This is a genomic window from Pseudooceanicola sp. NS-SX8 (assembly GCF_057380755.1).
Genome location: NZ_CM170819.1, coordinates 2,924,573 through 2,946,639, shown reverse-complemented (window position 1 = coordinate 2,946,639; position 22,067 = coordinate 2,924,573). Strand labels below are relative to the sequence as shown.

23 protein-coding genes are annotated in these 22,067 nt (G+C 64.5%); 7 read left to right on the top strand and 16 right to left on the bottom strand.

Translation table 11 applies throughout. The features are described from left to right. The first annotated feature begins 25 nt into the window (after positions 1-25). Positions 26-649 (top strand): helix-turn-helix domain-containing protein, encoded by a 624-nt coding sequence (locus AC2IR1_RS13480; protein WP_486472484.1) that lies wholly within the window; start codon positions 26-28, stop codon positions 647-649. 11 nt (positions 650-660) lie between these two features. Here the strand turns inward: AC2IR1_RS13480 and AC2IR1_RS13475 are convergent, their stop codons facing one another. Beyond that, positions 661-807, bottom strand: coding sequence for a hypothetical protein (locus tag AC2IR1_RS13475; RefSeq protein ID WP_486472483.1), 147 nt, complete (start codon positions 805-807; stop codon positions 661-663). Between the two features lie 302 nt (positions 808-1,109). After that, entirely contained in the window at positions 1,110-2,957 is a 1,848-nt protein-coding gene (locus AC2IR1_RS13470; RefSeq protein ID WP_486472482.1) for an extracellular solute-binding protein, read from the bottom strand. Between the two features lie 416 nt (positions 2,958-3,373). On the opposite strand from AC2IR1_RS13470, the gene AC2IR1_RS13465 reads away from it, so the two are divergent. Then, on the top strand, positions 3,374-4,147 hold the full coding sequence (locus AC2IR1_RS13465; protein WP_486472481.1) for a 3-hydroxybutyrate dehydrogenase: 774 nt from the start codon (positions 3,374-3,376) through the stop codon (positions 4,145-4,147). Between the two features lie 51 nt (positions 4,148-4,198). Continuing rightward, positions 4,199-5,245 carry a patatin-like phospholipase family protein gene (locus tag AC2IR1_RS13460; RefSeq protein ID WP_486472480.1) on the top strand — a complete coding sequence of 349 codons (1,047 nt, stop codon included), beginning with the start codon at positions 4,199-4,201 and terminating at the stop codon, positions 5,243-5,245. A gap of 33 nt (positions 5,246-5,278) precedes the next feature. Here the strand turns inward: AC2IR1_RS13460 and AC2IR1_RS13455 are convergent, their stop codons facing one another. From AC2IR1_RS13455 to AC2IR1_RS13445, 3 genes are all read right to left on the bottom strand, one after another. Further along, entirely contained in the window at positions 5,279-5,968 is a 690-nt protein-coding gene (locus AC2IR1_RS13455) for a DUF502 domain-containing protein (RefSeq protein ID WP_486472479.1), read from the bottom strand. A gap of 116 nt (positions 5,969-6,084) precedes the next feature. Next, the gene (locus tag AC2IR1_RS13450) at positions 6,085-6,987 is read right to left on the bottom strand and encodes a pseudouridine-5'-phosphate glycosidase (protein ID WP_486472478.1); all 903 of its coding nucleotides are present in this window, start codon (positions 6,985-6,987) and stop codon (positions 6,085-6,087) included. 37 nt (positions 6,988-7,024) lie between these two features. Further along, positions 7,025-7,930, bottom strand: coding sequence for a PfkB family carbohydrate kinase (locus tag AC2IR1_RS13445; RefSeq protein WP_486472477.1), 906 nt, complete (start codon positions 7,928-7,930; stop codon positions 7,025-7,027). A 227-nt stretch (positions 7,931-8,157) separates the two neighbouring features. Between AC2IR1_RS13445 and AC2IR1_RS13440 the strand changes: the two genes are divergently transcribed. The 4 genes from AC2IR1_RS13440 (at position 8,158) to AC2IR1_RS13425 (ending at position 12,720) form a co-directional block, all read left to right on the top strand. Beyond that, positions 8,158-9,318, top strand: coding sequence for a HupE/UreJ family protein (locus AC2IR1_RS13440; RefSeq protein ID WP_486472476.1), 1,161 nt, complete (start codon positions 8,158-8,160; stop codon positions 9,316-9,318). A 211-nt stretch (positions 9,319-9,529) separates the two neighbouring features. Further along, a complete protein-coding gene (gene rpsB / locus AC2IR1_RS13435; RefSeq protein ID WP_486472475.1) occupies positions 9,530-10,312 on the top strand; it encodes a 30S ribosomal protein S2 in 783 nt (260 codons plus the stop codon). A gap of 79 nt (positions 10,313-10,391) precedes the next feature. Continuing rightward, positions 10,392-11,267 (top strand): translation elongation factor Ts, encoded by an 876-nt coding sequence (gene tsf / locus AC2IR1_RS13430; RefSeq protein WP_486472474.1) that lies wholly within the window; start codon positions 10,392-10,394, stop codon positions 11,265-11,267. 178 nt (positions 11,268-11,445) lie between these two features. Then, complete coding sequence (locus AC2IR1_RS13425; protein ID WP_486472473.1) at positions 11,446-12,720, top strand: MFS transporter; 1,275 nt, start codon at positions 11,446-11,448, stop codon at positions 12,718-12,720. A 346-nt stretch (positions 12,721-13,066) separates the two neighbouring features. On the opposite strand, the gene AC2IR1_RS13420 is transcribed toward AC2IR1_RS13425, so the two are convergent. From AC2IR1_RS13420 to AC2IR1_RS13370, 11 genes are all read right to left on the bottom strand, one after another. Continuing rightward, complete coding sequence (locus AC2IR1_RS13420) at positions 13,067-13,822, bottom strand: LuxR family transcriptional regulator (protein ID WP_486472472.1); 756 nt, start codon at positions 13,820-13,822, stop codon at positions 13,067-13,069. 255 nt (positions 13,823-14,077) lie between these two features. Next, positions 14,078-14,494 (bottom strand): hypothetical protein, encoded by a 417-nt coding sequence (locus AC2IR1_RS13415; RefSeq protein WP_486472471.1) that lies wholly within the window; start codon positions 14,492-14,494, stop codon positions 14,078-14,080. Positions 14,495-14,498: 4 nt separating this feature from the next. Continuing rightward, positions 14,499-14,885 (bottom strand): response regulator, encoded by a 387-nt coding sequence (locus AC2IR1_RS13410; protein WP_486472470.1) that lies wholly within the window; start codon positions 14,883-14,885, stop codon positions 14,499-14,501. An 18-nt stretch (positions 14,886-14,903) separates the two neighbouring features. Further along, a complete protein-coding gene (locus AC2IR1_RS13405; RefSeq protein WP_486472469.1) occupies positions 14,904-15,764 on the bottom strand; it encodes a CheR family methyltransferase in 861 nt (286 codons plus the stop codon). Continuing rightward, positions 15,761-16,219 carry a chemotaxis protein CheW gene (locus AC2IR1_RS13400; protein WP_486472468.1) on the bottom strand — a complete coding sequence of 153 codons (459 nt, stop codon included), beginning with the start codon at positions 16,217-16,219 and terminating at the stop codon, positions 15,761-15,763. The genes AC2IR1_RS13405 and AC2IR1_RS13400 overlap by 4 nt, the downstream gene beginning before the upstream one ends. Further along, positions 16,212-18,380: a chemotaxis protein CheA gene (locus tag AC2IR1_RS13395; RefSeq protein ID WP_486472467.1), complete on the bottom strand. Its 2,169-nt coding sequence runs from the start codon at positions 18,378-18,380 to the stop codon at positions 16,212-16,214. The genes AC2IR1_RS13400 and AC2IR1_RS13395 overlap by 8 nt, the downstream gene beginning before the upstream one ends. 13 nt (positions 18,381-18,393) lie before the next feature. Continuing rightward, positions 18,394-18,759: a response regulator gene (locus tag AC2IR1_RS13390; RefSeq protein WP_486472466.1), complete on the bottom strand. Its 366-nt coding sequence runs from the start codon at positions 18,757-18,759 to the stop codon at positions 18,394-18,396. Next, complete coding sequence (locus AC2IR1_RS13385; RefSeq protein ID WP_486472465.1) at positions 18,756-19,031, bottom strand: STAS domain-containing protein; 276 nt, start codon at positions 19,029-19,031, stop codon at positions 18,756-18,758. Before AC2IR1_RS13385 ends, AC2IR1_RS13390 begins: the two co-directional genes overlap by 4 nt. 273 nt (positions 19,032-19,304) lie before the next feature. After that, positions 19,305-20,264 (bottom strand): methyltetrahydrofolate cobalamin methyltransferase, encoded by a 960-nt coding sequence (locus AC2IR1_RS13380; RefSeq protein ID WP_486472464.1) that lies wholly within the window; start codon positions 20,262-20,264, stop codon positions 19,305-19,307. 174 nt (positions 20,265-20,438) lie between these two features. Next, complete coding sequence (locus tag AC2IR1_RS13375) at positions 20,439-21,386, bottom strand: methylenetetrahydrofolate reductase (RefSeq protein WP_486472463.1); 948 nt, start codon at positions 21,384-21,386, stop codon at positions 20,439-20,441. 132 nt (positions 21,387-21,518) lie between these two features. After that, complete coding sequence (locus AC2IR1_RS13370; RefSeq protein ID WP_486472462.1) at positions 21,519-21,824, bottom strand: virulence factor; 306 nt, start codon at positions 21,822-21,824, stop codon at positions 21,519-21,521. Positions 21,825-22,067 lie beyond the last annotated feature (243 nt).

Genomic DNA, 22,067 nt, shown 5'->3' with positions numbered 1-22,067 from the left:
CGCCACCCTGCCTATAGACTGGGACATGAACGAGACTGATCCGCGCACACTCATCCGCATCGCCCGCGAGAACGGGGAGGAAACCGGGGGCGAACCCCTGGACCTGGGGGAGCGCGTGCGCGAGCTGCGCCGCGCGCGGGACTGGACGCTGGAGCAGGCCGCGGTGAAGGCCGGCATGGCGCGGTCGACCCTGTCGAAGATCGAGAACGGGCAGATGTCGCCCACCTACGACGCGCTGAAGAAGCTTGCGACGGGGCTGGGCATTTCCGTGCCGCAGCTTTTCACCCCGCCCAAGGCACAGCAGGTCATGGGGCGCATGGCGCTGGACCGTTCGGGCGAGGGCCAGCCGCAGGCGACGGCCACCTACGAGCATGACCTTCTGGCCGCGCGGCTGACCCGAAAGCAGATGTTGCCTTACCGTGCCCGCATCCGCGCCCGGTCGATGGATGAATTCGACGGTTGGGTGCGCCACGACGGCGAGGAATTCCTCTACGTTCTGACCGGTGTCATCAGGCTCTATACCGAGTTCTACGAACCGGTGGAGATGCGCCGGGGCGACAGCGCCTATTACGATGCCTCGATGGGGCACAACGTGATTTCCGTCAGTGAGGACGATGCGACGATCCTCTGGGTCACCTCGCTGAGCTGAGCGGCAGGGCGTCAGCCCGTCCGCCCGAGGGTGGGCGATGAGGGGGCCGATGCGGCGCCGTCATCCCCGAACGCCTGATCGTCATCGTAGACGTCTTCCCCGTCATGCACGAAACGGCCGGAGTTGGAGATGTTCTCCATGTCCTCGTGCTCATCCATGTGGATGTCCGCGGGGGCGGCGCCGGCGCGCCAGTCCTCGATCTCCTCGTTCAGTTCCGTGACGTCCCTGCCGGTCCTTTCGGCGAGGTAGAGCGCGAGGCTTGTCTGGGTCCCGTCGAGGGCGAGAAGGTCTGCTTCATTCGCATCTGGCCAGCGTTGCCGGATCGCGGGGACGAAAGCGGGCTAGTGGCGGGCGATGGCGTGCCATTGCATGGGAAGCTCCTTTCCTGGTGTCGGAAAGGAAAACGCCGGGCAGGCGCCCGGCGTTCCGCGGTTTCATGGCTGGTGAAGCGGCGGCGGCGTTACTCCGCCGTGTCCATCCACCAGACCTCGGGCAGGAAGTAGAAGCCGTCGCCGTAGATCGGGATCACGTCGGGATGCTTCAGATCCTTGTCATGTGCGATGCGCCCCTGACCGTAGGTGAAGATCGGGATCACGTAGCGACCGGTCGTCAGGATGCGGTCCAGCGCGCGCACGGCTGCGGTGAAGTCCTCGGAGGAGCGGGAGGCGAGCATGGAGTCGACCATGGCGTCGATTGCCGGGTTCTTCACGCCCATCAGGTTGCGCGATCCGTTCTGATCGGCGCTGTCGCCGCCCCAGTAGATGCGCTGTTCGTTGCCCGGGGAAAGGGAGAACTGACGCCGCATGTCCGTCATGTCGAAATCGAAGGTTTCCATCCGCAGGGTGTACTGGGCCGAGTCCACCGTGGTGATCGTGGCGTCCACGCCAAGCCGTTCCAGCGCATCCATGTAGATGTCGATGATCGACTCGTTCTGCTGATCGCCCTGGCGCAGAAGGATTTCGAAGGACAGCGGGTCGCCGGCGGCATTGTAGCGCTTGCCGTCGTCCGCGACCGTCCAGCCTGCCTCGTCCAGCAGGTCCGCCGCATGGGCGAGGTTGGCGCGGTTGCGGGCCGATCCGTCACCGACGGGCAGGTCGTAGCCTTCGAGCGCGCCGGGGGCGAGGTCTTCGGCATAGGGTTCCAGCAGCTCCTTCACGCGGCCCGTTGCGGGGCCATGTTCCATCCCCAGCTTGGAGTGGGAGAAGTAGGAGGTGATCCGGGGCTGTTTGCCGCCGGTGATCGTTTCGTTGATGTATTCGAAATTGAAGGCATAGATCATCGCGTCGCGAACGCGGATATCGTCAAAGGGCGCGTGGCGGGAATTCATCACGTAGCCGGTAATGCCCGAGGGCCTCTGCGAGGGAATTTCCGATTTCACGATGTCGCCGGATTGAACGGCGGGGAAATCGTAGTCGCGATCCCATTTCTCTGCGTTGAATTCGCGAACGAAGGAAATTTCGCCAGCCTTGAATGCCTCGAACAGGACATTCTGATCGCCGAAGAATTCGATGCGGATCGTTTCGAAATTCTGCAGCCCCTGAACAACGGGAACGTCCTTGCCCCAGTAATCGGGATTGCGCTTGAGCACGACATTGCGGCCGGGGTCGAAGCTGTCGATCACGTAGGGGGAGGACCCGATGGGAATCACGTCCAGGCCGGACTGGGTGAAATCCTTGCCTTCCCATTGCGCCTTCTTGAGGATCGGGCGCATGCCGACGATGAGGGCCAGTTCGCGGTCATCGGTGTTGAAGGTGAAGCGGATCTTGTTCGGGCCGGTCTGCTCCATCTTCTCGATCTTGGACCAAAGGCCGAGGTAACGCGCGTTGCCTTCCGTGCCGAGCGTTTCGTAGGACCACATCACGTCTTCGACCGTGACGGGGGAGCCGTCGGAGAACTTGGCCTCGGGACGCAGGGTGAATTCCACCCAGTGGCGATTCGGGTCTGTCTCGATCGATTCGGCGAGAAGGCCGTAGACGGTGAAGGGTTCATCCTGGCTGCGGTAGACAAGGCTTTCGTGGGTCAGGAAACGCAGCTGCCAGGGGACCTGTCCGCGCACGATGAAGGGATTGAGGCTGTCGAAGCTGCCGGTATTGCCGGTCACGAAGGTTCCGCCCTTGGGCGCATCGGGGTTGGCGTAGGGCAGATGGGTGAAATCCGCGGGAAGGGCCGGTTCTCCATACATGGCAAGGCCATGGCTTGGTTCAGCCTGCGCGGGAATCGCTGCTGCGGCGCAGAGAATCGCCCCTGCGAGCAAGCCTGCGAAGCCGCGCAGGGCCTGACCGGGATTGAAGGAGTGTTTGGGTTTCATTTCGCTGCTGCTCCCTGGAAACCTTGTTTTGTTGGTCTGCAGCCTAGACGCGGACTCCCGCCTTTTCAAACTTTTAGCTTTCATGACGGCGCAGGATTGCTTATAAAGAAGCCACTGCTCGATAGGTTTCTTGCCTGTATGAAACCTGCCTCAATAACTGAACGCCGGCTTCGTGCCGGCGTTTTTTTTGTGCCTGTTCCGGGGCCGCTGGCGGGCCTGTTCCGTCGGATGCAGAGGCCTGGATGCGCTGCCGTTTCGCCTGTCTTGCGCGGCTCCGGCGGGCGGTTCGGGCGGACACGCGCCGTTCATGAATTTGCACGAGCCCGCGACGGCAGGGCGGCTTTCCCTCGCTTTTCGCATTCGCAGCATTATTGTCAGCCTCGACCGGGTGCGCCCGGAGAGATGAGGAGAGACCAATGAGTGTAAGCGGCAAGACGGCGATCGTGACCGGATCGACCAGCGGCATCGGCCTGGGGGTCGCGGAGGAGCTGGCCAAGGCAGGCGCCAAGGTGGTGCTGAACTCTTTCACCGACACCGACGAAGACCACAAGATGGCAGAGGAGATGGCGGCGAAATACGGCACCGAGGTGCGCTACATCAAGGCCGACATGTCCAAGGGCGAGGAATGCCGCGCCCTGATCGAAAAGGCCGGGGGCTGCGATATCCTGGTCAATAACGCCGGGATCCAGCATGTGTCGGCAATCGAGGATTTTCCCGTTGCGAAATGGGACGCGATCATCGCGATCAACCTGACCAGTTCGTTCCACACCATCGCGGCGGCCCTTCCGGGCATGCGTGAAAAGGGCTGGGGCCGGGTGGTCAACATCGCCTCGGCCCACGGTCTGACCGCGAGCCCCTTCAAGTCGGCCTATGTCAGCGCCAAGCACGGTATTGTCGGCCTGACCAAGACCGTGGCGCTGGAGACGGCCGAAGTGCCGATCACCTGCAACGCGATCTGCCCGGGCTACGTTCTGACCCCCCTGGTGGAGGCGCAGATCCCGGACACGATGAAGAAATACGACATGTCCCGCGAAGATGTGGTGCGCGATGTCCTGCTGGAACGCCAGCCGTCCAAGGAATTCGCGACCACCGAACAGATCGGGGGCACGGTGGCCTTCCTCTGTTCGACTGCGGCGGAACAGATCACCGGCACCACGATCAGCATCGACGGAGGCTGGACCGCGCTTTGACCCGTGCGGGGCGCCATCACGGCGCCCCGTCTTCAGTCCTGGGAGGCTGCTATGGCCGAGACGAAACGGATCAACCTGGCCCTTCAGGGCGGCGGCGCCCACGGGGCCTTTACCTGGGGCGTGCTGGATCGGCTGCTGGAGGACGAGGGGCTGGAATTCGGCGGCATCTCGGGCACCTCGGCCGGAGCGATGAACGGCGCCGCGCTGAAGGCTGGCTGGGCGAAGAACGGGCGCCAGGGCGCGCGTGAGGAGCTCGACTGGTTCTGGAGCCAGATGGGTGCGGTGGAAGAACAGGGCTTCTGGCCCTGGTTCCTGGCCGGGCTGCCTCTGCCCGGCACGCGGGAAATCGGCAAGGCCGTGGAATATTCCCTGGCGGGGCAGGTGGCCGACATGCTGTCGCTGGTGACGACGCCCTATGCGCTTGGCCCCTTCTACCGCAATCCGCTGCGCCCCATCGTGGAGCGGTTCGATTTCGACGCGGTCTGCGGGTGCGACGGGCCGGAGCTGTTCATCTCTGCCACCAAGGTGCGGGATGGCAAGATCCGCGTCTTCGAAGGCAAGGAGGTGACGGCGGAGGCGATCCTGGCCTCGGCCTGCCTGCCGACGATTTTCACCGCGATCGAGTTCTTCGACGAGAAATCAGGCCGGGAGGAAGCCTTCTGGGATGGCGGCTACGCGGGGAACCCGGCGCTCTTCCCCCTGTTCAAGTCGCATCTGCCCGATGACGTTCTGATCGTATCGCTGAACCCGATGGAGCGGGACGAGTTGCCTATGCTGCCTGCTCAGATCCAAAACCGGATCAACGAGATCAGCTTCAACTCCTCCCTGCTGCGGGAATTGCGCGCAGTGGAGTTCGTGCAGCGGCTGCTGGAGGAGGGGAAGGTCACCACGGCGGAGAAGAAGCGCATCCTGGTGCACTGGATCTCGGAAGACGAGGTGATGCAGGATCTTTCGGTCGCGACGAAAATGTTCCCCAACGGCTACCTGCTGACCACGTTGAAGGAAGCGGGGCGCAGGACGGCGGATCGGTTCCTGTCGGAAAACCGATCCGCGCTGAACGAGCATTCGACGATTGATCTGAAAGAGATGTTCACCTGACGGACAGGGCCCGCGCGCGCGATCAGGATCAGATCAGGACCGGCGTGCGGGCTTCGAGGGATCGCTGGCGTTCGGGTAGACCAGTCCGGCAGAGATCACCAATTTCGCCGCGTCTTCGATCGTCATGTCGAGCTTGATCACGTCCTCTTCGGGGAAGAAGAGCAGGAAGCCGGACGTCGGGTTCGGCGTGGTGGGCACGAAGATCGACAGCAGTTGCGATCCGGTCTCGGCGCGGGTGGAGATTTCGCCCTTCGCCTCGGTCGAGACGAAGCCGATGGCCCAGACGCCCTTGCGGGGATACTGCACCAGGCAGGCTTCTTCGAAGCTGCGTTCGGACTGGGCGAAGACGGTTTCCGCGATCTGTTTCGCGCCGGAATAGATCGAACGCACGAAGGGCATGCGATCAACGACGCTTTCGCCGTAGCGGATCAGCGAACGGCCGATCAGCCCCTTGGCGATCCAGCCGATGAGGATCGTGAAGACCAGGAAGAAGATGATCCCGACACCGCGCAGGTTGATGCCGATGTATTGTTCGGGCTGGAAGCGTTCGGGCACCAGCGGCAGGACGAAACCGTCGACCCAGCCCAGCATGGTCCAGAGCAGCCAGAGCGTCAGCGCGACAGGCGCGATGACGACGATCCCCGTCAGGAAGGAGGAGCGCAGCCGGGCAAAGATGCCAGCGCGCGGGGCAGGTGCGGGGGTCTCGTTCAGGGGATCGTTCATCTCGATGTCGCGAAAGGGGTTTCGGCTCAGTAACCTATGCACCTTGACCGGCGCCCGCAATGGGGCGCCGGAGAAATGGCTGACCGAACCTTACCCCAGGTTCGCAGGGCCGGGGTTCAGGTCAAGGCTTGGGCAATCGCCGCGGCAAGGCGGGCATTGTTGCGGACCAGCGCGATATTGGTGACGAGGGAGCGGCCCTCGGTCAGTTCGAACATGCGCTGCAGCAGGAAGGGGGTGACTTCCTTGGCGGTGATGCCCTGCGCCTCTGCTTCGGAGAGCGCCTGGGCGATGATCGGGTCGATCTCCGCGCGGGGGATCTCATCCGCTTCGGGGACGGGGTTCGCGACCAGTTGGCCACCGGGCAGGCCCAGGGCGCCGCGCATGCGGTGCGCCGCGGCGATGTCGGCTGCCGTGTCCATCGACAGCGGCGCCGTCAGGCCGGAGCTGCGGGACCAGAAGGCGGGCAGTTCCGCCTGACCGTAGGCGATGACGGGAACGCCGTAGGTTTCCAGCACTTCCATGGTCTTGGGGATGTCGAGAATGGCCTTGGGCCCTGCCGCCACGACGGTGACAGGGGTTTCGGCCAGTTCCTTGAGGTCGGCGGAGATGTCGAAGCTGAGCTCGGCCCCGCGGTGCACGCCGCCGATGCCGCCGGTTGCGAAGACCTCGATACCCGCCAGGCGGGCGGCGATCATCGTCGCGGCCACCGTGGTGGCGCCGGTGCCGCCGGTGGCCATGCAGGCCGCCATGTCGGCGCGGGAAAGCTTGGCCACGTCACTGCGCTGTGCCAGCGCTTCGAGTTCATGGGCTTCGAGGCCGGCGTGCAGCGTGCCGTCGATCACCGCCATGGTGGCGGGCACGGCGCCGGCTTCGCGGATATCGGCCTCGACCTGGCGGGCGGTTTCCAGGTTCTGGGGGTAGGGCATGCCGTGGGTGATGATCGTGCTTTCCAGGGCGACGACGGCACGGCCCTGGGCCTGCGCGGCAACCAGTTCCGCAGATTTGGAGAGCTTGAGCATGGGGAGGTCCTTCAGGATGGTCTTGGGCGGAGAGGGCCTAGAGGCCGGTCTCTCCGGAAACGTAGCGGGCGGCGGCGCCGAGGGCGCGATCCAGCGCCTCCTGCCGGTTGCAGCCCTGGGCTTCGGCGACGATATGCGCCGCCATGAACGTATCGCCGGCGCCGGTCACCCGGGTCACCAGCACCTCGGGCGGGCAGCCGGTGACGAGGCCATCGGAAGAGGCATCGCAAGCCAGGCGGCCGCCGTCGGTCACCAGGACACGGTTGGCGCCGCGTTCGATCAGGCCGGTGGCCGCGGCCTCGGCCGTCGTGAATTCGCGCTGACAGAGCAGCCCGGCCTCTTCGAGGTTGACGTAGAGCAGGGCGCGGTTGCGGGTCAGGAAAGGGCGGAGCCGCTCCGCCTTGCCGGGAGAGGCCGGGGCGACCCTCAGGTCTGCCTCCGCAAAAAGGGGCGAGGCCGCGATCTCTTCCAGCAGGGAGAGGGTCAGGTTCCCGTCCAGGGCCACGGGCCCGGCATAGGGCGCGGCGGCGCTGGCAAGGGTGCCGTCCGACAGGGGGCGCAGGATCTTGGCGCCGGCCGCTTCGAGCGAATGGGCATCGGCGATGGCCGCGATCAGGCCATTGGCCCCTTCGACGGCCATGTAGCGGTCTGTCGGCAGATCCTCGGACCGGTAGACATGCGCCGTTTCCATGCCCAGATCGGTGCAGGCGCGGATCAGTTCATCGCCCTCCGGGTCCTGGCCGATCGCGGTCAGGAGGGCCGGGCGCATGCCGAAGCGCGCGAGGGTCATGGCGATGTTCATGGCGACGCCGCCGGGCAGGCGCGTGATGCGCCCCGGAACGTCGGAACCCTGTCGCATATGGCTGGCCGAACGGCCGATGATGTCCCAGAGCACCGATCCGATGCAGAGGATGTCCGGGCTGTTGTCGGAATGAGGCGTCATGCGCTCTTGTCGCCGCGAATGCGGCGGGGCGCAAGCCTTGGCGTGCAGCGGCGGTGTCGCGTCATGTGCCATGCCGGCTGAGCGGGAACCTGCGCTTGCGTATGCTCTTGGGTGGATTTTTGTGGCGCTAACCTGAAATTGCGATATGCCTTTGCCACCGGATGCGCCTGTTGCCGTCCGCCCATGGCCCTGCGTCATGGAAGTAACCAGTTGCCGGAGTTGTTGGCGTGACGTTTCTGAATAGCCCGACCGGAGGGGCGCGCCCGGGGCGCAAAGCCGGGATCCGGTGCAACCTCATCCTGGTGGTGATGTTTTTCCAGTGCCTTTTCGCCGTGCCCGCGATGGCCGCCGACGGGCAGGGCGGTGACGCCCTGGGGCAAGAGGGGCTTCCTTCTGTCGTCACGGTGTCCGCGCAGGACAGGGCCCTTTCGGTCAGCCTTGTGACTGCGCCCGAAAAGTTGTTGTCCCTTTTGCCGACAAGCCAACCCGAAGGCGCGGGCAGCGAGGCCTGGATCGAAGACGCCTGGCCGCGACTTTCTCCGTTTTTCGAGGTTGATGACGGGCAGGAGCGTTTCATCACGCTGCAACTTGACGCGGTCGCCGTGCCGGACAGCCTTGCGGGCCTTGTCAGGCTGGACCTTTCGGGGACGTTGCCTCCGGGTCGCGTGCAATACCGCCTGCCGTGGGCGGAGAAGCTGGGCATGATGGTTCTCCATCAGGTTCCGGCGGCTGGTGCGGATCCGGACGGGGCCCTGACGCTTCTGATGCAGCCGGGAGACACCGCGCCCCTACTGGCTGCAGAGGGGGGCGTTATCCGGTCCGCACTTCCGGTGGCGCTTTCCTACATTCCGACAGGGTTCGCGCTGATCCTGTCCTGGTCGCCGGCCTATCTGCTTTTCCTGGTGGTTCTTCTGTTGGGGCACCTGGGATCCGGGCGGCAGATCCGGGGGCTGCTGGCCTATGCTGCGGGTCACAGTGTCGTGCTGTCCTGGCTCGTCGGTGCGCGGGCCGCCCTGCCAGCGCCTGTCGCTGGCCTGCAGGAGCATCTGCCGCTGATCGTTGCCGCCACGACCATCCTTTTGGCGCTGAGCTATCTGGGCAAAAAGGAGCTTGGAAGACCGCGACAGATCTTCGTGGCCCTGTCAGGTGCAGTTCACGGGGTGGGGTATGCTGCGGTGTTGACGGCAGGGGGGCTTCCGGTGCGGAACGAGATCGCGGTCTTCCTTGGGGGCAGTGCGGGCCTTTTCATTGCGGAAATCTGGACCCTTCTCGCTGTCTTCGTCCTGGTCGGTCACTGGCAGGACGGGGAAGCCAGGTTGCCACGACGGCTGAGGGCGCCTGTGGCCATCGTTGCATCGCTCGCCGCGATCGGGCTGGCCTTCGCCTGACAGGTCGCGGGCTCGTCCGTTGGCCGGGGATAAGGCCTGACCGGCGCCACTTTGCAGGCAAGGGTTGCGCCCCCGCGCGATTGGCTCTATAGGAGCGCCACTCAATCCCGCAGGTGGGGTCGGGCCCATGGGGGAGACATCCCCATGCGTCCACCGGTTGACCATAAGGTTCACACCCCCGCCAAGGCGCAAACCGGAAAGGAAAAGAAGCATGGCTCTTCCCGAGTTCTCCATGCGTCAGCTGCTCGAAGCTGGCGTGCACTTCGGCCACCAGACGCAGCGTTGGAACCCCCGCATGGGCGAGTTCATCTACGGCGCGCGCAACGGCATTCACATCCTCGACCTGACCCAGACCGTCCCGATGCTGGACGCTGCTCTGAACGTCATCCGCGAGACCGTCGCCAAGGGCGGCCGTGTCCTCTTCGTCGGCACCAAGCGTCAGGCCTCCGCGCCGATCGCCGAAGCCGCTGAAAAGTGCGCACAATACTACATGAACCACCGCTGGCTGGGCGGCACGCTCACCAACTGGAAAACCGTGTCCCAGTCCATCAACCGTCTGAAGGAAATCGACGAGAAGATGGAAGGCGGCGCCGAAGGCCTGACCAAGAAAGAGCGTCTGGGCATGGAGCGCGAGCAGGCCAAACTGCAGGCCTCCCTGGGCGGCATCCGTGAAATGGGCGGCATTCCCGACCTGCTCTTCATCATCGACGTGAAGAAAGAGCAGCTGGCCATCGCCGAAGCCAAGAAGCTGGGCATTCCGGTCGTCGCCATCGTCGACACCAACTGCTCCCCCGAGGGCGTGGATTACATCATCCCGGGCAACGACGACGCGGCCCGCGCGATCTCCCTCTACTGCGACCTGGCCTCCCGCGCTGCGCTTGACGGCATGACCGCCCAGCTGGGCGCCGCCGGCGTCGACGTTGGCGAGCTGGTCGAGGGCTACGAAGAAGAAGCCCTGGCCGCCGAAGCTGCGGAAGCGGAAGCACAGGCGTAAGCCGGTCCGTTACAGAACTGTCACCGGCCGCATGGTAACGGCGGCCGGACCCTATTTCAGACCGTAAGGAGATCACCCCATGGCGATCACTGCTGCACAGGTTAAAGAACTGCGCGAGATGACCGGCGCAGGCATGATGGATGCCAAGAAGGCGCTGACCGAGACCGACGGCGACATGGAAGCCGCCATCGACTGGCTGCGCACCAAGGGCCTGGCGAAAGCTGCCAAGAAATCCGACCGTACCGCTGCCGAAGGCCTGGTGGCCGTCGAAGTGAACGGTGGCGTCGGTGTGGCTGTCGAGGTTAACGCCGAAACCGACTTCGTCGCGAAGAACGCCGAATTCCAGGAAATGGTTGCTGCTATCGCAACCGCCGCGACTGGTGTCGACACCGTCGAAGCCCTGGCCGAAGCCGACGTCGCAGGCAAGAAGGTTTCCGAACTGCTGACCGACAAGATCGCGAAGATCGGTGAAAACATGACCCTGCGCCGGATGGCGAAGATCGAGGGTGATGTCGTTTCGTCCTACGTGCACAACGCAGCTGCCCCCGGCCTCGGCCAGATCGGCGTGCTGGTTGCCATGACCGGTGGCGACGAAGCCTTCGGCAAGCAGGTTGCAATGCACATCGCAGCCGTCAACCCGGCCGCGCTGAACGAAGCAGAGCTGGACTCCGCCGTGGTCGAGCATGAGCGTCAGGTTCAGATCGACATCGCGCGTGAATCCGGCAAGCCGGAAGCCGTGATCGAGAAGATGATCGAAGGCCGCATGAAGAAGTTCCTGGCGGAAGTCACCCTGCTGGGCCAGAACTTCGTCGTGAACCCCGACCTGACCGTCGAGCAGGCTGCCAAGGAAGCCGGCGCGACCATCACCGGGTTCATCCGCCTGCAGGTCGGTGAAGGCATCGAGAAGAAGGAAGAGGATTTCGCAGCTGAAGTGGCCAAGGCTGCTCAGGGCTGATCCCCTCGCGCTGCGGCGAGCTTCCGAGATTTGCAAAAGGGCCGGGAAATCCCGGCCCTTTTTCTGTGCGTGCGCGTAGGGATTTGGCAAGGCCTTGAGGACATTTCCGATTTTGACCTTGAGCTCTACCACGGTTGAGGGGGTAGCCTTCGACTGAAGATGGAGGGAGGGACGGCGCATGTCCGATGGTGTTTCGATGTTTCGGCGTTTTCTGCTGGCGGGCGGGTTGACCAATCTCGGGGATGGGGTGGCCACTCTTGCCTGGACCTGGCTTGCCTCTCACCTCACGCGGGACCCGCTGCTGATCACGATGATGCCCGTGGCGTTGCGCCTTCCCTGGTTCCTGTTCGCGATGCCGGCAGGGATCGTGACCGACCGCGCGAGCCGGAAGAAGCTGTTGCTGACGATGGATGTCGCGCGGGGGCTTGCCTTTGGCCTGGCGGCGGCTGCGATCTGGCAGGCGCTTCCCCTGGGCGAACCACCGGACCACGGGACGACAAACGCCGGTCTCTTCGCGCTTCTTGCCGGCTGTGCCGCGCTGATCGGGGTGGCAGAGGTGTTTCGGGACACGGCCGCGCAGACAATCGTGCCATCGCTCGTGCCAGACGACCAGCTGGAGAAGGCCAATGCCCAGTTCTGGACGGTCGAACTTGTCGGGAACACCCTGCTGGGGCCGGCCATCGGGGCCTTTCTGATCGCGGCCTCGCTGCCGCTGCCGTTCCTGCTGAATGCGGTGGCCTACCTTCTGGCGGCGCTCTTGCTGATGGGGCTGGACCTGCGGCGCCGTTCCGCCCCGCCGCCCCGACGTCACTGGCGACGGGAACTGGCCGAGGGCGCAGGGTTCCTGATGAAACACCCGATGCTGCGCCTTCTGGCGATCTTTACCGGTGTTTTCAACGGCCTGCACCAGATGGTCGTCGTGGCCCTGGTTCTCTTTGCCCAGGAAAACCTTGGGCTGGAGGCCGGCAGTTTCGGGTTGATCCTTTCGGCCGGGGCCTGCGGCGGGATCCTGGCCGGTCTTATCGCGGCGCCGGTGATCCGGCGCATGGGCGGGGCGTTGGTCGCCCAGTACTCGTCGCTCCTGTGTGCGGTTGCCTTCCTGCTGGTGCCCGTGGCCTCGGGCGGTTTCGGCCTGGCCCTGAGCCTGATGCTCTTTTCCTTCCTGGGACTGCTCTGGGATACCGTCTCCGTCTCCTTCCGGCAGCGCGCGGTGCCGGACGAAATGCGGGGGCGGGTGAATTCGCTGTACCGGATGGCGTCCTGGGGCATGATGCCCGTGGGCCTGACGCTTTCGGGGCTGGTGGTACAGGTCAGCGAAGGGGTCATGCCGCGGCACCTGGCGTTGACCATGCCGTTTTACGTCGCGGGTATCGGAATCCTGATCCTGACGCTTTTTGCTTGGCGCTCCATCGGCACGGGGTTCAGGCCGGGCGCCGCTGCGCCGCAGTGCTGACAGCCAGACGCAAAAACGGTGCCGGTCGGGACAACCGGCACCGCCATTTGGCAGGGGTTTCGTCGAATGGGGATGGTACGATCACCCCGCCGAGTGCCAGATTGGAGGGTGGACCAATACACCCCCCAACCGGCTCCGGTCTCCCGGTCGGACCGCAGAGCCTTGGTATCGCAAGGATCCGATCCGAATGTTCCATGGCTCAAAGCCACCACTCACGGAACATCTGCAGAATGCTGTGTTTGTCGCCTGACGGGAAGTAAGGGAAACCTTACCTGATCCCAAACACTTACAGGAATCAGTCCGAAAGGCAGGAATTCCATACCCCCGTGAAGGTATGGAATCAACGTCAGGCATCGAATATGAACATCTGATTTAGGAAGGCCGCCTTCAGAACGGCCTGGGCTGTCGTTTCAACGTTGAGATTCTCTCTCGCAAGGCGAAGGTGCTTTTCCACCGTGGCAGTCGTCAGCCCCATCAGGAGCGCGATATCCTGGGTCGTCTTGCCGTCGCCCACCCACTGCAGGGCCTCCCGCTGGCGTCGGGTCAGCTCCCGCGCGGGGCCGGAATAGGGCAGGGTCAGGATCTTCAGATGGGCGACATTGTTCATGATGACGATGTCGCGGCCATGATCCGCCCAGACAGCGTCGACCTCGTCCTGGCTCATCCCCGGGCGGGCAGTCAGCGCGATGGCCCCCTTGGTGCGGGGCGAAATGCTCTTGAACGAGATGGAGTAGCCGGCGGTCACGCCCATCGACCGGTTGAATTCTATGACCTTGCGCTCACTCTCGGTCAGGACACCGGCAGCGGTCATCTCTCCCAGGATGCGCCAGGAACAATCGCCCTCGTTATCCAGCGCCCAGCGTACCATCGGCGCGTGGAAGTACAGGCCATGCTCCAGAAAGGCCTTGCGATAGGCCTCGGTATGATTGGTCAGGATGACGAAGTCTTCAGGATCGCCCAGGGAAGTGGCGGTGCGGTAGCGGGTGAAACCATAAAGCAGGCGATCGAAGCCGTATTCGGCCATGCGGCGACAATGCAGGTCCCAAAGCGCTTCGATCGAGGGCGCGTTGGTGAGCAGCTCGAGATATTCCCGACGCATCATCCTTTTCGGTCCCCCCCGACAAACATGGCCCTGTGGGACGCCTAAGAATATGGGGCGCGCGCCAGGTTCAGAGCCGACAGAAATTCATTACCCGGCGGGTTTAGCCCGAGTAGTGATCCTTTGTCGAGCATCTGTTGGTGCGGCAACGGCCCGGTTGGCCCGGGGTGTTGCGCAATGGCGTCTGCTTGCCCGCTTGTTGGACAGTGTCGCGGCGGCTTTGCCCAAGGGCACGGGCTGCCACCGGACAGGGGGCGATCACCAGAGGTCGAGGTCACCCGCACCGTGCGAGGGCGGTTCCTCTTCCTGCGGGCGGTTTCCGGACGCCTTTAGGATGGGCTTGATGGAATCTCCCATATCGACGGTTTCGTGGAGTGCCTCGTGGGTCAGGTGATGCCCCTCTGCCCAGTCCAGTGCGGGACCGAACCGCAGCAGGATGCCTTCCAGGTCCTTCAGGGCCTGACGCATGTAGTCGATGCGCTGCAGGGTCAGGAAAGCATCCTCCGTCAGGGGTTTGCAGCTGCAAAGGCTGGCCGAAAGCGCATCTTCCAGGCCCGTTGTGAGCGAGCGCAGGCCGGAGACCTGGCCCGCCAGGATCTCTGCCAGCTCCGGGGCGGGAAGATTGACGTGGCCCGGATCGCCGGCGGGCATTTTAGGGGAGGGTGCGCGGGACATCGTTTTACAGTCGCCCGACCACGGCCTCGATGCAGCTGCGCAGGTCATTGGGTTCAAACGGCTTTTTCAGGAAGTTGTTCATGCCGAGCTGCTTGCCCTTGTCGATGATCGCCTTGTCGGCCTTGCCGGTGATCAGGATGAACCCCACCCCTTTCGTCTTGGCCCCGGTGCGCAGTTGATGCAGCAGTTGCAGGCCATCCATGCCCGGCATGTTGAAATCTGAAATCACCAGGTGAACAGGCTTGGCTTCCAGGGTCTTCAGGGCGGTTGGCCCATCGGCAGAGGTGGCCACATTGCGGATTCCGAAAGCGTCCAGGGCCTGGGTGATGAGGCCGCGGCTGGTGGACATATCGTCCACGACCATGATTCTGATCTGGTCTCTGAGAGCCATCGATCGTTCCTTCCCGACTTAGGATGCCTTGGGACCGGCCGCCCTGTAGGCGGTCATTCCATTGGGTTCGAAGAGATGCATGGCCGAATCCGAAATCCGCTCGGAATGGCCGAGAAAAATCCAGTTGCCGTCGGCCAGCCGCTGGCGGAAGCGGGGCCAGAGCGACGCCTGGGTCGCCGCATCGAAGTAGATCACCACGTTGCGGCAGAAGATGACATCGAACTGACCCTTCATCGGCCAGTCGCGCAGCAGGTTGAGCTCCTTGAAGCGGACGATCCTGCGGATCTGGTCGCTGACCCGGTAGTGGCCGCTGCGCGCGTCCCGTTCCATGTAGTTGCTCAGCATGTCCGACGGTATTCCGGCAATCTGCTGTTCCGAATAGACCGCGTCGGTGGCTTTCTGCAGGATGGCGGGGTCGATATCCGTCCCCAGGATCAGGATATCTCGACCGACGAGATCCGGCGCGGCCTGGTGCAGGCACATCGAGATCGAATAGGGCTCCTGCCCGGAAGAGCAGCCGGCAGACCATATGCGGATCCGATGGCCGGCCCGCGCCCGTTGCAGCATGACCGGGACGATCTTTTCGCGCAGAATGTCGAAGTGATGGGACTCCCTGAAGAAGTGCGAGACGTTGGTCGTCAGCGCGGAGATCATGTAGCGGCGCTCTTCCTCCCCTTCGGAAGAGGACACGAAGCGACAATAGCTTTCATAGCTGGGCTGACCCGTGGCCATCAGCCGCTTGCGCAGCCTCGACTGGACCATGGTCATCTTGCCCTCCGCCAGGACAAGCCCGGCTTCCTGCTTGGCCATGGTGGCGATCGCTGCGAAGGACTTCGCATCCATCGCCATGGACGTCGTATCGGAACCCCCGCGCGTCATGCGGCCTCATCGCTTGAAACGGGCACCACGGCGTTGAGATCAAGCACCCGGATCATCCGGTCGTCGATCACCGTCAGGGCGCGCACGACCGAGAGGGAGGGATCGGAGGACATGTCGGGGGGCGGTTGCAACTCGTCCTCGGTGATGGCGACGATATCGGACACGGCATCGACCAGGAGGCCGGTCAGGGTCCCGTGCAGCTTGACCACGATGATCACGTTGCGGTCATTGGTTTCCTGCGACGGCTGGTTGAGACGCCGCGCAAGATCCATCACCGGCAGGACCGTGCCGCGCAGGTTGATGACGCCGCGCATGTAGTCCGGCGCATGGGGCATCGGCGTCGTCCGGGTCCAGCCGCGGATTTCCCGAACCGACATGATGTCCAGCGAATACTCCTGATCCGCGACGCGGAAGGTCAGAAGTTCGAGGTCCTTGTTCTGGCCCTGTTCACTCATTGGCGATCATCCTTTCAGAAAACATGAGATCCGCACCGCGCATGTGGCCCATGCCGGCAATCACGTCGGCCGGATCGAGGATTAGGGCGATTTGACCATCGCCCAGGATGGTCGCCGCGGCGATGCCCGGCGCCCTGTAGAAACTGTCGTCGAGCCCCTTGATGACGACTTGGCGCTGATCCTGGATCCCGTCGATCACCAGGGCCGCCCGGCTGCCGTCTTCCAGGACGATGAGCAGGACGATGGAGCCTTCGTCGGTCTTGCGGGTATGTCGATAGCCCAGCATCACGCCCAGATCGTAGAGCGGGACGAAGCCGCCGCGCACGCGGACGACGTAGGACCCGGGCCGCAACATCTGCACATCGTCGGGGCCAAGGGAGAGGGTTTCGACGACCACGTTCAGGGGTAGGACAAGGGTTTCCCCCGCAACGTTGACCACCATCCCGTCCAGCACCGCCAGCGTGAGCGGGAGGCTGATGGAGAAGGTCGTGCCCTTTCCGGGTTCCGAAGCGATGGAGATCCTGCCGCCGAGGCTTTGGATGGAGGTCTTGACCACATCCATGCCGACGCCGCGCCCCGAAAGGTTCGAGACCGTCTTCGCGGTCGAGAAACCGGGCAGGAACAGGAGGTTGTCGATTTCGCCGTCGGAAAGCTGAACATCCGGGGCAATGAGGCCCTTGGTGACGGCAATTTCCTGCACTCGCTTTCGGTTGATGCCCGCGCCGTCGTCCGCGACCTCGATGATGACGCGCCCGGACCGGTGCGCTGCGGTCAGGGTCACTGTGCCTGCACGGGGCTTGCCGAGCTCCTGCCTGGTCTCTGCCGTTTCCAGCCCATGGTCCACGGCGTTGCGGATCATGTGCGTCAGCGGATCGGCCAGGCGTTCGATGACCGTCTTGTCGACCTCGGTCGCTTCGCCGTCGGTCACGAGGCGCACTTCCTTTTCGACCGCTGCAGAGGCTTCACGCACGATGCGCGACATGCGCTGGAAGAGCGACTTCACAGGCTGCGCGCGGATCATCATCACGCTGTCCTGGATGTCGCGGGTCAGGCGCTGAAATTCCTCCAGCCCGTTCATGGCGTCGGAGTGGGGGGAGAGGCCGGCCTCGTCCAGGCTTTGCGACAGCATGGCCTGGTTGATAACCAGTTCCCCCACGAGGTTCACAAGCCGTTCGATCCGCTCAAGATCCACACGGACCACGGATTTTGCCTGACCCGCGCCGGATTTCTTCTGCTCCGGATCGGCAGGTTCCTTGGCCTCTGCGGAGGCGGGGGGAACCACGGCAACCACCGGGGCGCTGTCCTCCGGTGCGTCGGTTTCAGGTGCCTCGGGTTTGGGGGTGTCGGCTGACGGGGGCAGGCCTTCGGGCCTGTCTTCGTCGGGTGCGGGATCGGCCGCTTCTGCGCCGTCTTCACCGGTGATCTCGATCTCGCACAGCCCGTCCACGAATTCGAAGACATCGCGGATCTCCGGCTCTGCCGCTTCCGTCTCAAGCTCCACCAGCCATTCGATGTAAGGGGTCTCCGGCGCGAGCTCCTCCAACGAGGGGAGGTCGTCGTAGACACAGCGCACCTCTGCTTCGCCCAGATCGCAAAGATTGCGCAGCAGCATCAGGGGTTCGTTGCCGGTGGCGAAGAGCTCCTGGTCCGGTTTGAAGCGGATGGTGAAGCGGTTGGTTGTAGGGGCAAGGTCCGGCAGGTCGAGCGCGAGGCCCAGGCCCAGGGGCTGAAAATCCTCTGCCTCAACCTCCTCGCTGCCGCCTTCCTCGCCCAGCAGGGCGTCGAGACGTTCCAGCAGTTCCTCGCTGGTAGCTTCGGGCAGGGGGGTATCGTCACGACAGGCGCGCACGAGGTCCGACAGGTGATCCGCAGCCAGGAAGAAGAGCTTCATCGCCTCGCTGTCGGGATGAAGTGCCCCGTTGCGCACCTCGTCCAGAACGGTCTCGTAGCGGTGCGCGAAACGAACCAGCGCCTCCAGCCCGAAAGCGCCGGCGCCGCCCTTGATCGAATGGACGGCGCGGAAGACGACGTTGATCGTTTCCGGATCTTCGCTGCCCTCGTCCATTTCCTGCAGGCCATCCTGCAGCGCTTCCAGCAGTTCCTCGCACTCGATGAAGAACGAGGCGCGGATTTCCGCCATCGGGTCGTTCTGATCGGACATTTCCAGCCCTCCTCTAGCCGGCAACCATCTGCAGGGCCTTGACGAGCTTGGCAGGGTCAAAAGGTTTGACAATCCAACCCGTTGCACCGGCCTCGCGGGCGCGCATCTTCAGTTCCGGCGCGCTTTCTGTGGTCAGCACGAGGATGGGCGTGGCCCGGTGTTCCTCCTGCTCGCGGACGGCGTCGATGAAACCGAAGCCATCCATGCGCGGCATGTTGATGTCGGTGATGATCGCGTCGGGACCCAGGCCATCCAGGACCTCGATCCCGTGAACACCATCTTCGGCCAGGTGAACGTCGAAGCCTGCGGGCATCAGGGCCATGCGGATCATGTCGCGCATGGTGCGGCTGTCATCGACGGCCAGAACCTTGAGACTCATGCCTTGCCCTCCGCCAGGGTTTCCGGGGAAAAGCCCATCTGGGCCATCTGTTCGACGACCTTGTCGCTGAAGTTGGTGAAGGTGATTGCGTGTCCCTTGCCGCGCAGGGAGGCCGCGGCGGCGAGGAGCACCTGCAGGCAGAGGGCGCCGAGATGCGTGACCTGCGCGCCATCGACGACGACATCGCCGTCGAGCCGCGCCCTGAGTTCCTCCGCCAGGGGGGCGGCTGCCGGCAGATCCAGCTTGGGGTGAAGGACCAGCGGCTCTGTCATGGCCACCTGCCGGTGTCCAGAAGGCGAGGCGAATACATGCCAGACTCCCATCGTTCCATTGCGTCACGAAGGTCATAGGTCCGGGCGTGTTAAGACGAGGTTACGCTGGAGCGGTCTTTGCACGGCTTTTGCAGGCGATGCCTGAAGCGGCGGCGACAAATTTATGAAAAGAAAGGAAAAGTTCCGGGGGGCCGAAATGATTTCAGGCCCTGCTGGCAGGCAGCAGGGCCCTTTGGGCGGGACCGGGTCACGCGGGAGCGGGCGCGGGGCGGGTCAGCCGCGGCGGCGGCGGCGACCGCTGCGGCCGGACCCGGCGGCGGCGGAGGCACGGGCGGCCTCGGCGAAGCTGGCGCCCTCGGCCACGGCATCGACCACGCGGGAAAAGCGGATCCACTCTCCGCCATTGGGATCGGCGTTCATCAGCAGGTTGGCGGCCTTCACCGCCTCCATCTCCTGCTGGCGGACGGGATTCATGATGGCGGAGGTCATCCCGGCGCCGATCGCCATGGGCAGGAAGGCGGCGTTGACGCCGTGCCGATGCGGCAGCCCGAAGGAGATGTTGGAGGCGCCGCAGGTCGTGTTCACCCCCAGTTCGTCCCGCAATTTCCGCACCAGTTCAAAGACTTGGCGCCCGGCCGTGGCCATAGCGCCGACGGGCATGACGAGGGGGTCGACAACGATGTCATGGGCGGGAATGCCGTAGTCCGCGGCGCGCTGGACGATCTTCCTGGCGACGGCGAAACGCACCTCCGGATCCTCGGAAATGCCGGTGTCGTCATTGGAGATCGCCACGACCGGCACGTTGTATTTCTTTACCAGCGGCAGGACGAGGTCCAGGCGCTCTTCCTCGCCGGTCACGGAGTTCACCAGGGGGCGGCCCTGCGCCACCTCCAACCCGGCTTCCAACGCCCCGGGAACGGAGCTGTCGATGCAGAGGGGGACATCGACAAGCCCTTGAACAAGTTCGACAATCCGGCGCATCAGCGGCGGTTCGGTTTCATTGGGATTGGGGTTGGAATTGTAGACCACCCCGGCGTTGATATCGAGCACGGCAGCCCCGCAGGCGACCTGTTCCAGCGCGTCGCGTTCGACGGTGGAAAAATCACCCGCCTCCAGCTCTGCCGCGAGCTTCTTGCGGCCCGTGGGATTGATGCGTTCGCCGATCACGCAGAAGGGTTCGTCGAAGCCGATCACGACCGATTTCGAAGCGGATTCCAGGACTGTGCGGGCCATTTGCCCCTCCTTTGAAAACAAACGAAAAAAACGTCGGTATTACGTCGGTATCGCGTCTGTAACACGACGGTTGGTTTGGGGCCGGGCCGGCCCCGGGTGAGGCCCGCAATGACCGCCGGAGGGGAGGGCGCGGCCAGGCACGGGGTGGGGTGGTTTGAACCCCGGGCTGTCGCGTCAGGCTTCGGCGCGCAGGGCGGGGCCGCAGCCGTGGCGTGCGGCATAGTCTGCGGCGGCGGAGATCCCGCCGAGGGGGAAGAGGTGGACCTGTTCGATGAGCCCGCGATCGGCGGCGGCGGCGAGATCGGAGAGCACCTCCGTCGGTTCATAGGGCAACATCAGCTTGCCGATATCCATCGCGCGCTTTTGCAGCACCCGCAGGGAGGGGCCGACACCGCAGGCCACGGCGAACTTGATCAGGGTCTGCAACCGGGCCGGGCCGGCGAGGCCCAGGTGGACGGGCAGGGTGATGCCCTCGTCCCGCAGGCGGCGCGACCAGGCCAGCACCGGGGCGGCGTCGAAGGCGAACTGCGTCACCAGCGCCATCTGCGCATCGGTACGTTCGGAGAAGGCCTGTTTCCAGCGCAGCGCCGCGGCGACCTGGGCATCGGAACCGTCGGGGTCGATGTCCATGTTGCCTTCGGGGTGGCCGGCGACCTGCAGCCGGGTGAAGCCAGCACGGTCGAAGAGGCCGGTTTCCAGCAGCTGCATCGAGCTGTGGAAGGTGCCCCTGGGCTGGGCCAGCCCCCCGGCCAGCAGGAGCGCGGCGCGCACGCCGGCCTCCCCCTGGTAGCGGGCGATCCAGTCATCGAGGGTGGCGGCATCGGGGATCAGCCGGGCGGGGATATGGGGCACGACTTCGAACCCGTCATCGGCGAGGCGGGCGGCGGTTTCCACCATGTCGGAGATCGGCGTGCCGTCGATATGGGCGATGTAGACCCGGGTGCCTTCGGGCAGGAGCGCGCGGAAATCTTCGACCTTGGCGGCGGTGCGCGGCATGACCTCTATCGAGTAGCCCTGCAGCATGGCGGAAATGCCCGGCTGGGGATTGGCCTGAGCCGTGCGGGCGGCAGCCGGGGCGGAGGGCCCGGGGGCGGATCTGCGGCGGAAGGGGAGGATGGCCATGGGCGGCTCCGAGATATGAGAGGGGGCGGGCTTCGATAGGGTGAGCCCCGTTGCGGTGGGTCTTCCGGTGGTCTGGTCTTCGGTCTGGTCCTTGTTGGCCCCGGTTGTCAGGCCCGGCTATGAGGCGGGCGTTCACTCCTGGGGCGCATGGCCGCCATTGGCGATCAGCGTTCTGAGCCTTTCGGGATCATAGGCGGCGTCGAGCCGGGCGATTTCGTCGGATGCGACCTGTTGCGGGTCGCCGTCGACCTCCCTCGGATCGCCCTTGCGCCATTCGGCGAGATAGGCGTCGGTGCCATGGGCGCCCGAGGCCATGGCGGCGCGGTCGATGGCCTGTTCGAACCGTTCCGGCAGCGGCGCCTTGGCCGCGCGGCGGCCCCGGCCGACGATGACCTGGGCGGGGATGTCGCGCCAGTAGAGGATGGTGAGATCGGGCATCGGGGCGGTCCTTTTGGACGAGCTTGCGCGCGCCCGCGCCCCGGGGCGAGGCCGGGCGCGACCCTCGGCGGCGGGAATGCGACCTGTGGCGGGGGGATGGTGGTGGTGTGGGCGTGGTTTGGCGTTTGTGGGGGATGGGGTGTGGGAGGATGGTGGATTGGCATCCACCCTACGGGAGGTGCGTGCGTGCACCCTTTGTCCTGCGGCTGTGATCACGTTGGCCGCGCAACCATCTTGCGCGGT

Coding starts and splice junctions, on each gene's coding strand:
- AC2IR1_RS13480 (WP_486472484.1), top strand. CDS start 26: ATGAACGAGACTGATCCGCGCACACTCATCCGCATCGCCCGCGAGAAC.
- AC2IR1_RS13475 (WP_486472483.1), bottom strand. CDS start 807: ATGGATGAGCACGAGGACATGGAGAACATCTCCAACTCCGGCCGTTTC.
- AC2IR1_RS13470 (WP_486472482.1), bottom strand. CDS start 2,957: ATGAAACCCAAACACTCCTTCAATCCCGGTCAGGCCCTGCGCGGCTTC.
- AC2IR1_RS13465 (WP_486472481.1), top strand. CDS start 3,374: ATGAGTGTAAGCGGCAAGACGGCGATCGTGACCGGATCGACCAGCGGC.
- AC2IR1_RS13460 (WP_486472480.1), top strand. CDS start 4,199: ATGGCCGAGACGAAACGGATCAACCTGGCCCTTCAGGGCGGCGGCGCC.
- AC2IR1_RS13455 (WP_486472479.1), bottom strand. CDS start 5,968: ATGAACGATCCCCTGAACGAGACCCCCGCACCTGCCCCGCGCGCTGGC.
- AC2IR1_RS13450 (WP_486472478.1), bottom strand. CDS start 6,987: ATGCTCAAGCTCTCCAAATCTGCGGAACTGGTTGCCGCGCAGGCCCAG.
- AC2IR1_RS13445 (WP_486472477.1), bottom strand. CDS start 7,930: ATGACGCCTCATTCCGACAACAGCCCGGACATCCTCTGCATCGGATCG.
- rpsB (WP_486472475.1), top strand. CDS start 9,530: ATGGCTCTTCCCGAGTTCTCCATGCGTCAGCTGCTCGAAGCTGGCGTG.
- tsf (WP_486472474.1), top strand. CDS start 10,392: ATGGCGATCACTGCTGCACAGGTTAAAGAACTGCGCGAGATGACCGGC.
- AC2IR1_RS13425 (WP_486472473.1), top strand. CDS start 11,446: ATGTCCGATGGTGTTTCGATGTTTCGGCGTTTTCTGCTGGCGGGCGGG.
- AC2IR1_RS13420 (WP_486472472.1), bottom strand. CDS start 13,822: ATGATGCGTCGGGAATATCTCGAGCTGCTCACCAACGCGCCCTCGATC.
- AC2IR1_RS13415 (WP_486472471.1), bottom strand. CDS start 14,494: ATGTCCCGCGCACCCTCCCCTAAAATGCCCGCCGGCGATCCGGGCCAC.
- AC2IR1_RS13410 (WP_486472470.1), bottom strand. CDS start 14,885: ATGGCTCTCAGAGACCAGATCAGAATCATGGTCGTGGACGATATGTCC.
- AC2IR1_RS13405 (WP_486472469.1), bottom strand. CDS start 15,764: ATGACGCGCGGGGGTTCCGATACGACGTCCATGGCGATGGATGCGAAG.
- AC2IR1_RS13400 (WP_486472468.1), bottom strand. CDS start 16,219: ATGAGTGAACAGGGCCAGAACAAGGACCTCGAACTTCTGACCTTCCGC.
- AC2IR1_RS13395 (WP_486472467.1), bottom strand. CDS start 18,380: ATGTCCGATCAGAACGACCCGATGGCGGAAATCCGCGCCTCGTTCTTC.
- AC2IR1_RS13390 (WP_486472466.1), bottom strand. CDS start 18,759: ATGAGTCTCAAGGTTCTGGCCGTCGATGACAGCCGCACCATGCGCGAC.
- AC2IR1_RS13385 (WP_486472465.1), bottom strand. CDS start 19,031: ATGACAGAGCCGCTGGTCCTTCACCCCAAGCTGGATCTGCCGGCAGCC.
- AC2IR1_RS13380 (WP_486472464.1), bottom strand. CDS start 20,264: ATGGCCCGCACAGTCCTGGAATCCGCTTCGAAATCGGTCGTGATCGGC.
- AC2IR1_RS13375 (WP_486472463.1), bottom strand. CDS start 21,386: ATGGCCATCCTCCCCTTCCGCCGCAGATCCGCCCCCGGGCCCTCCGCC.
- AC2IR1_RS13370 (WP_486472462.1), bottom strand. CDS start 21,824: ATGCCCGATCTCACCATCCTCTACTGGCGCGACATCCCCGCCCAGGTC.